Origin of the sequence: Pantoea sp. V106_11 (assembly GCF_029967885.1) — a bacterium.
GTDB classification, from domain to species: domain Bacteria; phylum Pseudomonadota; class Gammaproteobacteria; order Enterobacterales; family Enterobacteriaceae; genus Pantoea; species Pantoea ananatis.
The window spans coordinates 90,904-104,998 of record NZ_JASCAK010000033.1; the positions used below are offsets into that span (position 1 = coordinate 90,904).

Genomic DNA, 14,095 nt, shown 5'->3' on the forward strand with positions numbered 1-14,095 from the left:
AAGCGCGGGTAACGGCTCAGGCAAGCACATATTTAATGGTCGCCATAAGCAACGTGGTGGTCATGATCATCAGCAGACGCTGTACCCAACGCATATCGTTTTTTAAACTCCCGACGTCGGTCTTGAGTACGCTGACATCCGTTTTGAGCTCGGCGACGTCGGTCTTGAGTACGCTGACATCGGTCTTGAGCACGGCAACGTCCGTTTTGAGTACGCTGACGTCTGCCTTGAGTTCATCCACATCGGTTCTGAGGCACGACTCCGTTTTCTTCAGTTGCGTGCTTAGCGAAAAGATATGCTGATTCTGACGCTGAAAAGCCTGCATGACATCAGCACGGGACAGCGCATTGTCCTGCTTTAATGCCGAAAAAATATCCACCATCGCTTCTGCCTGGCGATCGTTGATGCCTGCGCGCTGTAAACGTTTAAACGCTTTGTGTGTATTCATCATGGTGAGTGTCATTCAAGAGCCTTCCCGATTCATCACGTTATTTGAATATCATGTCAGGAGAGCCGGTCTGGTCACAGAAGATAAAAAACATATTGCGAAATAAATTCCATTATATCAATTAGTTAAACGCGTAGTTTTCATCTTTTTGCGGGGTGGGCCGCAAAAAAAACGTTGTCAGTTAGCCTCTTTTACACAGCCCGCTTACCAGGCAGTGTAAAAGGTGGGGGCTAACCGTCATCGTGAATAAACATCAGGGAACGGGGACAACCTTTAACGTAATCAGACCGATGCCGAGTTTGCGTGGGTCCTGACCTGCGATGTTGTTAAGATTGCTGAGTTGCGGCTCTGGTGGGGTAAACGTTAACCGATGGCTTCCGCGGGTGTTATCAAAACGCAGCGTCTGGGTTGATGCTTCTTCTCCCAGCATCAGGGGCTGTTTTGTGTCGCCTACCTGCACCCTTGTGGGTCGGTGCGCATTTGGGCCATAGGCGCGAGCGGTAATCACCAGATCAAATCTGGCGGGCAAAGGGTTAACGAATTCTATGGTCACTTCCGGGGCAAGATTGGCGTTTGACCAGCGGCCCCAGTTTTCCGTACGGGAAAGGCCGCTGAACTGCTTCACGCTTGCGGGTGCGCCGGGAACCGCGAACAGAAAGCTGTCGGCATCATAACGAATCGCATTATCGTCGATGCGCAGCTGCGCCACGGCATGTTGATAGTTTGCATCGTTCTGGGGGCCTGCCGGGAACTGCACCTTTCCTTTCCACAGGGGGCTATCCATACGCATGACGGAGGGATGGCCCGCGAGCTGGCCCATTGCCAGGCACCAGTCGCTGGACAGGGCCAGCGCCGGTTGCCAGATACGGGCAATTTTAAAGCAGCGATCGACCCAGACAAACTTTTCCGCCGAGGTAAAGTCGGCCAGCTGATAACGTAAAGGCGCCGAATATTCCCCCTCAGGCAGTGGCTCTACATGCTTCTCCGTCACCCGCAGCAGAATGGGCAAGGCAAAGCTGGCCCCGGAAAAGCTGAGCGTATTTTTCGTCTGATCCAGCGTGATGCTGTCGATCTTTTTGGGAAAGTTCCACAGCTGAATGATATCGGCTTTCCAGCTCAACACTTTGGTTTTCATATCCTCAAACTGGCTCGACAACGACACTGCAGACAGGCTGCTACGTCCCAAACCTATCGCATTGTCGCCGCCCAGAATATCCAGTAACGTCGCGCCGTTATCCAGCGTACTGCGTTTCATATCTATCACTTCTGCCTGCGGTTGATCGCCACGGATCACCATAAACAGATCGTGACGAGGACGCTTGATCAGAAAGGGATGCGCCGTGTTGTTCATGGCCAGATGATCGGATGCCACCACAATCACGGTATTCTTAAACCAGGGAGAAGCCTTAATACGGGCAATCAGGCGTGCGATATGCTCCTGCGAGCAGGATACGGCGCTGAACGACTGATTTGGCTTGCCCGCATAGCTGTAACTTTTGCGCTGGCAACTTCGGGAAATAAACCCATCAGGATGATGCGTATCCACCGTGAGCGCAAACAGCGCAAAACGTTTCTGCTGGCGCGAAAGTGCCTCATAGGTTTCAAACACCTCGTCCAACACGGTATCGTCGTAATAACCCCAGTTGTTGCGGTAGGTGGGATCGCTAACCTTGTCTTTGAGTTCCTGTGAACCGTACAGGCGCGCAGGGTCAAAGCCGTGAGAACGTAAAAAGACATCTTTACCCGCAAAGCGCAGGTCAGCGCCCTGAATAAACCAGTTTTCATAACCGGAATTTTTTAAAATATCGCCCAGGCAAACGTTCTGTGGGTAAAAACTGGAAAGGGAGGCGGAAGCATTTCCGTCGAAAGGGGCAAAAAGCGGGATACCGCACATCGATGCGACCATACCGGCAATGGTGTAATCCGTGCCGGGAAGCTGCTCGGTCTGGGTGAAGTCGATGCTTTGCTCTTTTTCCCGGCTGAGTTCGGGAGCCAGCCCAGGGAAGGCAATCGGGTCGAAATAGGTCCGCTCCAGGCTTTCAGCATAAATATACACCACGTTAAGTGCGGGCTGCGCAATGCGCTTTTTCGGGACTTTATAGACGGTGGCAAAGTCGGAGTTTTCGCGCAGTGAGTGCGAGGTAATGAGAGAACTCACTTGCTGAAAGGCTGGCGTTGTTTGTACCGCGCCTGCGGCACAGGCAAAAGCCACCAGGCTCCAGCCTGAATGAAAGGGCCGCTCACGGCGGCGCAGCAGCCATGACAGGGCACAAAACAGTAAAAACAGCACGATGACCAGCCCAAGGGCGGGCACAACGTATTTACTCAGGCCGGCACCGGTGAGGCTGTTCGTTAAGGTATACACTACAGCGTCAGTAATGCCGTCGCCGGTAAAATAATTACTGGCGAACAGCGTGGCGTTGAGCAGCACGAACAGCATTAACAAGCACAAGGTGAGGGAAAACCAGATTCTGCTTCGGCCTGCTTTACAGGAATAAACAGCAATCGCGGTCAGAAAAAGTATCACTGACACGAATTCAGACAACGTCAAATCCTCTTATCGTATGAATATGTCTCTTATCAACAGGGGGACATTCCATGGATTTTTGACTCAATCTATAGTGGCTGTCATCAGGCTGCAACATCTCTGCGCAGATTTGGCTGCAGACTCACAGTACAGTCAATTCGACGTTAAACAGGGGCGAAGTGCCCGGCGATTTCTAATGAAACGGCCGGGCAGGGGGCGGATTACGCGCGTTGTTCCTGCGGCGCTGAAAGTCTGGCGGGAGAGGATGGGCTGTCGTGCATCGCTTCTCCGACCAGGCTGGCACGATTGTAAAAGCGTAACCGCAGGTTAAAATCGAGGTGCGCGCGCGCACTGTCACTGAGCCGGATGACCGGCGGCGGCGTGAGCGGACGCTGCTGAAACAGAACAGAGCGCACACAGGCATCGTTGCTGCCAGCATGCACCTGCTGATAATAGCCGACGCTGGCTTCCGCTTTACGTAACCTGGTATTAACCCGACGATGCTCATCCATAGCCAACTGATGTGCCAGCGCCGTGAGTTCGTCACCGGGGTTGCTGAGATTCTGTTGCACTGCAGGGAAATCACTGCGTTTCATTAACTCCAGCAGATAGTTTTGTCTCCCCACGTATTTTACCGGGGCCAGTTGTTTCAGCCATTCACGAATAAAGGGGTTTTGAGCAGGCGCCGCGATAAAGCCGGTTTCAATCATCGGTCTGAGTGGGTTAACCGTGTTTTGCTGACGATAATATCCCAGCACATCCATGGGGCGGTCGCTTTGGGCCTGATGGACCCAGGCAAGATCCTCGAACAGCAACGTGTTGCAGTCGATGCTGATGCCACCGTAGCGTAATAATAGCTCCAGCCGGATGATGTCGCTTTTTAGCTGCGGAGTCAGATCGGAAGAGACAAATTGCACATCCGGCAGCCACTGTCCCAGCGTCTGAGGGGTAAGCAGGTGGATCTCATGATCCGGATTATCACGGCAAATTTTACTGGCGTTAAGGGCAACGGAAGCAGGTAGCCGGTCGCCGGGCCAGTACAGCCAGACTTTTTTAGCAATGGCAGGCAGGGTCTTAGGTACGGATTCCAGCAGCACGTCCTGTTCCAGAGTAGGATCGTATTCAGGCGCGCTTACGGCCCGGTGTTGTTTAATCGTCCACAGCATGCGGCTGGTGAAAGCAAGTTTTTCCCATTGACGCCAGAGATGATGCAAGGAACGGCGGTGTGAATTCATGTTTCACCTGTTATTTTGATTATAGTGTTTATGCCAGTCGGCAAAATAAGGGCTTAAGCTGTCATCCCGTATATAAACCGCCATAAACGCAGACATGCTGCGCTGCGCAATTTTTATTGTATTTCCCTGGTGATGGTTCAATGGCGAGCCACGACAGTTTCTGTGCACAAGCGTGACGTGAGCGGCCGCGACTCATTTATTTAATAGAACACAATTCAACAATTCGCTATTCCTGATGGAAACTTTAGGATAAAACGGAAATAAGCCTTCGCCTGAAATAAAAATAAATATTTATTTACGCTAATGTTTTATTCCGCTATGGCAATATCTTTATATCGACAGAGGGGGCGTTTTTCTGTCATGAAACCGATAAACAGTGCGCGAGTATGAGCATCAGTGCGGAATCGAGATAAGTGAAATATTCAGCATGATTAATGAATTTACAGATGTGCGCAGCCTGACAGTCATTGTCTACGCTTTAGCTATACAGACGAAAAGGAGATGACATGCCGTTTGAATCTCGAGGATTACTGGCGATTGACAGGCAAACCAGACGGGCGCTGTTTCTCGATCCTGACACCTTTGACGTCAGCCAGGCCGTGGACGTTATCCCAACGCGACTGCACGAGCTTTTGATGCTCGCGCCCTGGGAAAAGGCTTTTCTCCCTCTGTACGGTGACGATATGCAAGGCGATGCGCCTCATCCTGGCCATAAAGTGGCGGTCATTGATTTACGACAGCGGGCGATTAATGACTATATCGACCTCTCACCGTCACAAGCGCCGCACAGCGGTCAGTTAGGGCGCGACGGCAAAGTGTATCTGTGCTGCGAAAATCCTACTGTCGTGGTGGTGATCGATCCCCTTACCCACCGCGTTGAAAAGACGATTCCCATTCCGCTTGATAATACCCATCGCCTGACGCTTTCGCCCAGCGGCCGCAAGCTCTTTACCGACAATGAGCAGGATGCCACCATTACCGTCGTTGACCTGTGCGAAGCGGAAGGGCGAGTCATTGATACCATCCTGATGCCCGGCCCGGTTTCAGGCCTTACTGCATCACCCAGGCATCCCTATCTCATCGCCAGCGCCGCCGATGTGCCGCTGCTCTATGTCGTCGATCGCCAGAGCCATCGAATCCGCCAGCGGCTGGCGCTTCCTGGCCATCAACAGCCCTGTCAGAAGGTTCGCTTTAGTCCGGATGGCGAGTATCTGATGGCGATCGGGCACCAGGAACCCATCGTCACGCTTTTTGATGAATTACTGAATCCTTTGGGGCATATAGCGCTGACTCACCAGCCGCTGGATGGCTGTTTCAGTCCGGACAAGAAACGGCTATTGATCACCCATGATGATAACCGGACGCTGAGCGTCATTGATCTGGTACAGAAAACCGTTCTTGCGACAACCGAGGTGGGGGCTGGCTACGAAACGCTGAGCTACTTTCAAATTGGTTAAATAAAGGGGCGATGGTAGATGGCCGAACTCCAGTGGCGGCTGCTGGCGTGTTTTTCCGCCTGCCAGCCGCGCTTACGCAATTCACGGGCAATCATCTTGTTCATAATGCCGTGCCCCAGCAGCAAAACCGTACCCTGCTGCGACAGGGCGATCAGGCGATCGGCGGCACGCGAGGCGCGGGCGCGCGCATGCTGCAGCGACTCGGTCTCCCCGGCATAGCCACAAAACCACATGGCGCGCAGGATGGCCTGCCAGACAAAGGTGGGTAACTGAATGCGATCAGCCCGGAGCAAAGGAATACCGACTTCACTGAACAGCGCATCAACGTGATGGGGATGCAGTCCGAGGCGCTCCAGCGAAGAGTGGGCGCGGGGCAGAGGACTGCAGACCACAACCGCCGCTTTTCTGGCGATGCTGATGCTGCGATCGGGCGGGCCATCGCTCACCAGTGACAGATCATAGGCTTCACACCAGTCTGCCAGCCCCTGTGCGCTTAAACGTCCGGCAAAAGGGTGGTCAGGTTTACCATGTCGCATCAGGATAATGGTCATAATGATTTAACGGCGTTCTCCGGTTTATGCGCCAGTCAGGTATATCTGAGGATGCGGTATGTGGCAATCGCTTCCTGTGCTGTCATCAGGCAGTCACACCAATGTGCGACAACATCAGGCGATGAAAGGGTCAGACAGCCAGTTTGGCTTAATGTTAAAAGAAAAGTGCCTCTGGTTCCGGTGTATGCTGTTTTTTTTGTGCGCCGGGTCGGGATTAACCGCCTGATTTTGCGCTTAAAATGGCATATTAATGAAGCTTGATAGTGAAGGAAATCTAACAAATTTTCTCAAAGGCTATTGATTTATCTACGCGCGTAGATACACTAGCTTCCAGTGATTGCTCACGGTGCTCGATGCACGGTAGGCCGATCGAGGATCAAGTTACATTCGCCAGATTAATACGACCGCTGAAATATACAGCGGCGAAGCTCGCGATACTGCGGATTCCAACACCAGGGAATCTTTAACTTTCCTTTCATCATGGTTAGCCAACTGAATGTCGCCACCGGGGCGTTCTGCTCGTAGTCAGGGAACCGTCTCTCGGAATGGCATTTATCGATCTGCATATTTTCAAGGGACAGCGTTTATGACGCCACAGCACTCCGTTACGCAGCAGGCAGCACAGCCTTCCACCTCCGCCGCTGATGAGCGGTTTACTACCCCAGCCGGCCGCAAAGATTTTTGGCGCGCGACGGTTTCATGCTGGTTAGGGACGGCAATGGAGTACGCGGATTTCGCACTCTATGGCCTCGCCGCCGGTATTATCTTCGGTGATGTTTTCTTTCCTGAACAAACCCCCGCCATGGCGCTGCTTGCCAGCTTTGCAACCTGGTCGGTTGGATTTGTTGCCCGCCCCATCGGCGCGTTATTTTTTGGCTGGCTGGGCGATCGAAAAGGTCGCAAAGTCGTCATGGTAACCACCATTATTCTGATGGGCGCATCCACAACCCTAATCGGCTTGATTCCCAGCTACGCCTCCATTGGCATCTGGGCGCCTGCCTGTCTGGTTCTGCTACGTTTCAGTCAGGGGTTTGGCGCAGGCGCTGAGCTTTCCGGCGGAACCGTGATGCTGGGAGAATATGCGCCGGTTAAGCGGCGTGGCCTGGTGTCTTCCGTTATCGCCCTCGGCTCTAACAGCGGCACGCTGCTGGCATCGCTTGTCTGGCTGCTGGTGGTGCAGATGGATAAACAAAGCCTGCTGGAATGGGGATGGCGTATTCCCTTCCTGAGCAGCGCCGTCATTGCCCTTGTGGCACTGTGGATCCGCCGCAACCTGCGGGAAACCCCGGTGTTCGAGCGCAAGAAAGCGCAACTGGAAGCGGAGCGGGCGAACCTTATCGCCACGCAGCATCAGACGGTTGATACGCGCCCCTTCTTTCAGCGTACCCGTGCTTTCTGGACCATGGTCGGCTTACGTATTGGCGAAAACGGTCCCTCTTATCTGGCGCAGGGTTTTATCGTCGGGTATGTCGCTAAGGTCCTGATGGTCGATAAATCCGTGCCGACCACGGCGGTCTTTATTGCCTCGCTGCTCGGCTTCCTGATTATTCCCCTGGCCGGCTGGCTGTCAGACCGCTTCGGTCGCCGGGTCGTTTATCGGATTTTTTGCCTGTTGCTGATGATTTATGCCTGGCCAGCCTTTACGCTGCTGGATACGCGCGAACCTGCGATTGTTATCCCGGTTATCGTGGTGGGCATGGCGCTGGCTTCTCTGGGCATCTTTGGCGTTCAGGCGGCCTGGGGCGTGGAACTGTTTGGCGTGAACCACCGTTATACTAAGATGGCCGTGGCCAAAGAGCTGGGCTCGATTATTTCAGGTGGCACTGCACCTTTGGTGGCGGCGGCGATGCTGTCGTACACCGGGCACTGGTGGTCCATTGCGATCTATTTCTCAGCGATGGCTTCCATTGGTTTCCTGACCACCTTTGTGGCACCGGAAACGCGCGGGCGCGATCTTAATCTGCCAGAGGACGCCATCTGAATACGATGAAGTTACATGGCAAGCGGCATTAGATGAGGAGGGCGAAGTGGCGAAACCGGTAAAAACGACGGTCACGCGCAACGACGTGGCAAAAGCCGCAGGGACCTCGGTTGCCGTGGTCAGTTACGTCATTAATAACGGACCACGCCCGGTCGCGGATGCCACCCGTCAGCGGGTGCTTGCCGCCATCGAGCAAACCGGCTATCGCCCGAATGCCGCCGCCCGCGCCCTGGCGTCAGGCCATACCAAAACCTTTGGGCTGGTGGTGCCGAATATCAGCAACCCCTTTGTCGCGTCGATGGCGCACATGCTGCTGCAGGAGTCGCTCAATCACGGGCATGTAATGCTGCTTGGTGATGCAGGCGACGATCGCAAACGGGAGCTGGAGCTGATTCAGGGGCTACTGAATCGTCAGGTCGACGGCCTGTTTTATAACAGCGTGGATCGCCATCCTTTCATTGATATCATCACAGCCAGCGGGACACCGCTGGTTATGCTTGATCGGGTTGAAGCGCAGCCCGGGGTCAGCATGTTACGGGTGGATGAGCGACAAGCCGCCTTTCAGGTGTGCGCACATTTGCTGAGCCATGGTTATCAGCAGGTCGGCATGATTAGCGGACCGCTGGATATGCTCAATGCCCAGGATCGTATTCAGGGCTGGCGTGACGCGATGCAGGCGCACAATGTACAGATTGATGAATCACTGATTTTCCCCACTACCTATACCCGTGAGGGCGGTTATCAGGCAACGCTACGCATGATAGCCAGCCAGAAGCTGCCCCGCGCGCTGTTTGCCAGTAACGAAGGCCAGGCCATTGGCTGTATCCGCGCCTTGAGTCAGCACGGCATTCGCGTGCCGAAAGATGTCGCGCTGGTCTGCTTTAATGGCACAGAACAGTCTGCCTATCACGTTCCGGCATTAACGACCGTGCGTCAGCCGGTAAAAGAGATGGCACGCTGCGCTATCCATATGTTGAAACAGTGGAATGGCGAGGCACGCATTGAATCGTTTCCACACCATCTTGAAATTGGTGAATCTTGTGGCTGTCGGCCATCACAGGCCAGAGTAAATAAACCAAATAATGAAAAGACTGATTATTGATTGTGATCCGGGGAATGGTATTGCAGGGGCGAACACGGATGACGGCCTTGCACTTTCTCTGGCATTAGCCTCACCAGGGCTGTCGTTAGAATTAATTACCACCGTAGCAGGGAATACGCCGAGTGATGTCGGTGCGCGGGTCGCCAAAGATTTGGTGACACGGCTGGGCTGTGCCGTGCCTGTCGTGCAGGGGGCCCGTCAGGCATTGTGTGAAGATCCCGGCCCCTGGCGCGCTGTGCTGGACAAGCGGGTTGAACAGCTCAATCTGCTGTCACTCTGGCAGGGCGTTCCTCAGCCTGCCATGTTAGAGGCCGATGCAACGGATGCCGCGCAGGCGATGGGGCAACTCATCTGCGATAACCCCGGCGAAATCACGCTGATTGCGATTGGCCCACTCACCAATGTGGCGCTGGCCATGCAGCGTTTTCCGGACATGGCGGAATCGGTGGCAGAGATAGTGATTATGGGCGGCGTTTTTGCGCTGGATGATTACATCAAAGACACCAATTTCGGCATCGATCCGGAAGCTGCTCATCAGGTATTACACAGCGGCGCCGCCATTACGCTGCTCCCCATGGATGTCACCACGCAAACGCTGCTGACTCAGGACGATCTGACGCGCATGACCTGTCGCGAACATCCGCTGACGCGCTTTGTGCATGACACCTTGCAGCCCTGGATCGACTACTCAATGCAAACCCGTCGCCTGGCCGGATGCTGGATCCATGATGCGCTGGTCGTCGCCTGGCTGCTTAATCAGCGCGTGGCATGGGGAACGGACTACCGTGTTGATATTGAGCTTCGTCCGGGCGCGACGCGCGGTAAAACCTGGCGCTATCGGCAACCACTGCGTCTGGACGTGGGTATTCCGCCTGACGCCGGCGCGCTGGTGCATGTGTTGCACAGTGTGGATAACGCGCTCCTGCTGTCAATCATTGAGCAGGCCTTTAACCACCTCCCCGAGTAAAACCCAGGCGATTCGTCGCCTGGATTCTCTGCCGTCAGACACGCTTTCTTACAGCCTGATCCACTGCCTGACAATTGCGCGGTACGCTCTCCTCTAGAACATGATGTATACATTTGATTAACAATTACATCACTCTCCGACAGCGGCCAGGAACGTTATGGGCGATGCGCCAGAGTGTCTCACAGAGGAGACGTGTATGCTTGACTGGACATCGACCCAGCGCAACGTTGCTTTCGCCTGTTTTGCCAGTTGGACGTTGGACGCATTCGATTTTTTTATTCTGGTGTTTGTACTGAGTAACCTTGCTCAGTACTTCCACAATTCTGTCACCGATGTGTCCGTCGCCATTATGCTAACGCTGGCGGTGCGCCCGATTGGCGCGCTACTGTTTGGGCGGATGGCGGAGAAATATGGCCGTAAGCCGATCTTAATGCTGAACATTGTCTTTTTCTCCGTGTTCGAACTGCTGTCTGCCTGGTCACCGACCTTCGCTGCATTTCTGGCTTTCCGCATTTTCTATGGTATAGCCATGGGCGGCATTTGGGGCGTAGCCTCTTCGTTGGCAATGGAAACCATTCCCGATCGCTCCCGCGGTCTGATGTCGGGACTTTTCCAGGCCGGCTATCCGTGCGGTTACCTGCTTGCATCCATCGTCTTTGGTTTATTTTTTGATGCGGTGGGCTGGCGCGGCATGTTCCTCATCGGGGCTGTTCCGATTCTGCTGTTACCCTTTATCTATTTCAACGTCCCTGAATCGCCCGTGTGGCTGGCGGCACGTGAGCGCAAAGAGAGCAGCGCACTGATGCCGATACTGCGCCAGCACTGGAAAATCTGCATCTACATGGTGCTGTTAATGGCCTGCTTTAACTTCTTTAGTCATGGTACGCAGGATCTTTACCCGACCTTCCTGAAAGTGCAGCACCAGTTTGATGCCCACACCGTGAGTATTATTGCCATCAGCTATAACATTGCCGCTATGCTGGGTGGCATCTTCTTCGGCACGCTGTCTGAACGTATTGGCCGCAAGAAAGCCATTATTATCGCCGCATTGCTGACGCTGCCGGTGCTGCCGCTGTGGGCCTTTTCCAGCGGTTCATGGGCTATTGGTCTTGGTGCCTTTTTGATGCAGTTTATGGTGCAGGGCGCATGGGGCGTGATACCGACTTACCTGAACGAACTGGTGCCGGGGAATGCAAGAGCGGTATTGCCCGGCTTTGTTTATCAGTTAGGTAATCTCATTGCGTCCGTCAACGCGACGCTGCAGTCACGTATTGCTGAAGCGCACGGTGGCAACTACGGGCTCGGTATGGCCATCGTAGCGGGAACCGTGGCCGTATTGATTTGTGTTTTTGTCGCCTTTGGCCGCGAAACGCGCGGAATTAAAATTTCCGGCGCGATGGCAAAGCAGACACATTAACGCGTTTCACAGACGTCTACCCATTTTGCCGCAGTGAGTTCAGCCATCTGCTGCGGCGAAATGCGTACGGCACTGTGAACCGCGCCCGCGGCGGGCAACACTTCATCAAAGCTTTTTAACGAGATATCACAATATACCGTAACCGGATTTTCCAGGCCAAAAGGGCAAACCCCGCCAACCGGATGCCCGGTCCAGTTGATCACTTCGTCCACGCTTAACATCCGCGCTTTGGCACCCAGGACGGCTTTGAGTTTGCGGTTGTCTAGCCGCGCATCGCCACGGGTCACCACCAGGATCACCTCATTCTTGACCTTGAGGGAAAGGGTTTTGGCGATTTGTCCCGGCGCCACACCGTGAACGCGAGCCGCCATTTCTACCGTTGCCGTACTGTAAGGCATCTCAATGATGTCGATTTCCGGCGCACGCTCGGCAAAAAACTGGCGTACAGACTCCAGGCTCATTTTTCTCTCCATGCTAATTGAAGGCGTAAAAATTGCCACAAGCCCGCAGCGGTGTAAACGAGAGAGAGAAAGAATAGGTAACAGAATGCATAGCGGCGAGAGGGCTGGGGAAGGGCAGAGGCAAAACGAGAGGGCGCTAAGGGGCTGACGCGGTTTTATCTCTTCCTGTTTTCACTAAGTGCCGCCGGATAACATGGCTATCCGGCACGCACTTATATGACGTCACTCGTCGCGGGGCTGGGAACACCGGGCAGATCTTCCCAGGCCAGAATCGTATTTCGCCCCTGATTTTTTGCGACGTATAATGCGCGATCAGCATTGGCAACGGCCTGATCAAATTCATTGTCGTAAATCGGCGCAATACCTGCACTAATGGTGACATGCGTCGAAACGCGCTCATTAAACAAATGGGGAATTTCCAGATTTACCACATATTGGCGAATTCTTTCCGCCAGCTTCATAGCGATTGATGCATTGACGTTGGTCATTAATACTAAAAACTCTTCTCCGCCGTAACGTGTTACCACATCGCGTGAGCGTACCGCATCGCGAATGGCAACCGAAACGCGTGCCAGCGCCTGATCACCCATAGCATGACCATAATTATCGTTGTAAGCCTTAAAGTGGTCGATATCTAACAGCAACACATAATGACTGCCGACATGATTATCCAGAATGTTATCAAGGCGATTTTTCAGTCCGCGTCGGTTATATAAGCCTGTTAAGGGATCGAGCATACTGAGGTCGCTGAATGACTCTTTTTCTTCATACAATTGATACATTAAGCGCAGCGTAAAGTCTTCCGAACGGCGTCGCATCAGATGTTGCAATGAAAAGCCAATCAAGGGTAAGGCAATCGTCAATAAAATCAACGGCAGATGTTGCCCGTGATCCAGCATGAGCACTGTTAACATGGAAGGGGTAATGTGCAGGCAAAACGCGACCAAATAATCGCTCAGTGCAATGGCGCTGATAAAAAAAACGCACAGCAGACTGACAATCAAAAAACCGCCATCGTCAATTAAAACAGAATGATAGCGATACTGAATATGCCATGCCCATAGCCCGCCCAGGATGAGCGCGATGGGATTTAACAGCGGTAATTTTAGTTTAGTTTTTATTAAACACGTGCTCAGCATGGTCAGGCTAATGAACGCCACCATCATCACCGGCACGGTGATTTGTGTTTCATTATTTTCGGCCAAAGGGAGCAGACAAAATAGCGAAACGGATGCGTTTAAAAACAAAAAGAGCATCAACGAGAGGCGGTATTTGCTGTGTTTCAATTCATCATAAGATTCTATTTTCATTATTCATACTCGTGACGGCCCTGAAATAACAAAGCAAAAACCGGCGCAGGATTTCAGCCGGTCGACAGGCATTATATTGCTGTTATAAAAAGTGTAATCAGTTGCAATTTAACATTTTCTTGTTTAGCTGTCATCTTCCCGCCCGCCTGTAAAAAAACAAGCTGAAAGTTGAGAATTATTATCATATGCTAATGGGAATGGTTATCATATCGGATTGACTAAAACGGCTCACAGGTGGTCAGGGGGAAGGCAATGCGCGGTATCAAACTGGATAGTGCATGGGGAAGTATGCTGGCATGTGCGGCAATACCGGTAATAACAGCATGGCAGCCTACCTTTGAGCAGTGGCGCATCGTGATGTTAATCGCGTTATTGCTCACCCTGCTTATGTTGTTTAATCAGCGCATGCGGCACTATGTATTGCTGCCTTCCTGTCTCGCGCTGGCAGGCGGCATTGCGGCAACAGGCTTCAAATTCAGCGGGCTGTAGTCTGTCCGAGGAGTGAAACGGGTAACGCAAGGGAAAGGAAAATGCAGGGATAATAGAGTGGGAATGACAACGTTGGTGCGAAGAGAGGGACTTGAACCCTCACGTCCGTTAAGACACTAACACCTGAAGCTAGCGCGTCTACCAATTCCG

At 53.1% G+C, this 14,095-nt stretch carries 12 protein-coding genes; 6 read left to right on the top strand and 6 right to left on the bottom strand.

Annotated features, from left to right (window positions below):
* Nucleotides 1-16 precede the first annotated feature (16 nt).
* The 3 genes from QLG08_RS17765 to QLG08_RS17775 all read right to left on the bottom strand — a co-directional run bounded on the left by QLG08_RS17765 (nt 17) and on the right by QLG08_RS17775 (nt 4,210).
* Nucleotides 17-451, bottom strand: coding sequence for a coiled-coil domain-containing protein (locus QLG08_RS17765; protein ID WP_230957789.1), 435 nt, complete (start codon nt 449-451; stop codon nt 17-19).
* 250 nt (nt 452-701) lie between these two features.
* Nucleotides 702-2,993, bottom strand: coding sequence for a phosphatidylglycerol--membrane-oligosaccharide glycerophosphotransferase (gene opgB, locus QLG08_RS17770; RefSeq protein WP_019106378.1), 2,292 nt, complete (start codon nt 2,991-2,993; stop codon nt 702-704).
* 203 nt (nt 2,994-3,196) lie between these two features.
* Nucleotides 3,197-4,210, bottom strand: coding sequence for a capsular polysaccharide synthesis protein (locus QLG08_RS17775; RefSeq protein ID WP_013024498.1), 1,014 nt, complete (start codon nt 4,208-4,210; stop codon nt 3,197-3,199).
* Between the two features lie 506 nt (nt 4,211-4,716).
* Here QLG08_RS17775 and QLG08_RS17780 point away from each other — a divergent pair.
* The gene (locus tag QLG08_RS17780) at nt 4,717-5,667 is read left to right on the top strand and encodes a hypothetical protein (RefSeq protein ID WP_014595272.1); all 951 of its coding nucleotides are present in this window, start codon (nt 4,717-4,719) and stop codon (nt 5,665-5,667) included.
* On the opposite strand, the gene QLG08_RS17785 is transcribed toward QLG08_RS17780, so the two are convergent.
* Nucleotides 5,664-6,218 carry a histidine phosphatase family protein gene (locus tag QLG08_RS17785; protein ID WP_014595273.1) on the bottom strand — a complete coding sequence of 185 codons (555 nt, stop codon included), beginning with the start codon at nt 6,216-6,218 and terminating at the stop codon, nt 5,664-5,666. The two genes, QLG08_RS17780 and QLG08_RS17785, sit on opposite strands and share 4 nt — an antisense overlap.
* 586 nt (nt 6,219-6,804) lie before the next feature.
* On the opposite strand from QLG08_RS17785, the gene QLG08_RS17790 reads away from it, so the two are divergent.
* The 4 genes from QLG08_RS17790 (at nt 6,805) to QLG08_RS17805 (ending at nt 11,685) form a co-directional block, all read left to right on the top strand.
* Complete coding sequence (locus tag QLG08_RS17790; protein WP_014606653.1) at nt 6,805-8,199, top strand: MFS transporter; 1,395 nt, start codon at nt 6,805-6,807, stop codon at nt 8,197-8,199.
* Nucleotides 8,200-8,245: 46 nt separating this feature from the next.
* On the top strand, nt 8,246-9,301 hold the full coding sequence (locus tag QLG08_RS17795) for a LacI family DNA-binding transcriptional regulator (RefSeq protein WP_014595275.1): 1,056 nt from the start codon (nt 8,246-8,248) through the stop codon (nt 9,299-9,301).
* Nucleotides 9,282-10,268: a nucleoside hydrolase gene (locus tag QLG08_RS17800; RefSeq protein WP_015701009.1), complete on the top strand. Its 987-nt coding sequence runs from the start codon at nt 9,282-9,284 to the stop codon at nt 10,266-10,268. Before QLG08_RS17795 ends, QLG08_RS17800 begins: the two co-directional genes overlap by 20 nt.
* Nucleotides 10,269-10,464: 196 nt before the next feature.
* Nucleotides 10,465-11,685 carry an MFS transporter gene (locus QLG08_RS17805; RefSeq protein WP_014606652.1) on the top strand — a complete coding sequence of 407 codons (1,221 nt, stop codon included), beginning with the start codon at nt 10,465-10,467 and terminating at the stop codon, nt 11,683-11,685.
* Here the strand turns inward: QLG08_RS17805 and QLG08_RS17810 are convergent.
* Nucleotides 11,682-12,146 carry a YbaK/EbsC family protein gene (locus QLG08_RS17810; protein WP_014606651.1) on the bottom strand — a complete coding sequence of 155 codons (465 nt, stop codon included), beginning with the start codon at nt 12,144-12,146 and terminating at the stop codon, nt 11,682-11,684. The two genes, QLG08_RS17805 and QLG08_RS17810, sit on opposite strands and share 4 nt — an antisense overlap.
* Nucleotides 12,147-12,358: 212 nt before the next feature.
* Nucleotides 12,359-13,456 (bottom strand): diguanylate cyclase, encoded by a 1,098-nt coding sequence (locus tag QLG08_RS17815; RefSeq protein ID WP_015701008.1) that lies wholly within the window; start codon nt 13,454-13,456, stop codon nt 12,359-12,361.
* A gap of 252 nt (nt 13,457-13,708) precedes the next feature.
* Here QLG08_RS17815 and QLG08_RS17820 point away from each other — a divergent pair, with 252 nt between their 5' ends.
* Nucleotides 13,709-13,945 carry a DUF1435 family protein gene (locus QLG08_RS17820; RefSeq protein ID WP_014606649.1) on the top strand — a complete coding sequence of 79 codons (237 nt, stop codon included), beginning with the start codon at nt 13,709-13,711 and terminating at the stop codon, nt 13,943-13,945.
* The last annotated feature ends 150 nt before the right edge of the window (nt 13,946-14,095 follow it).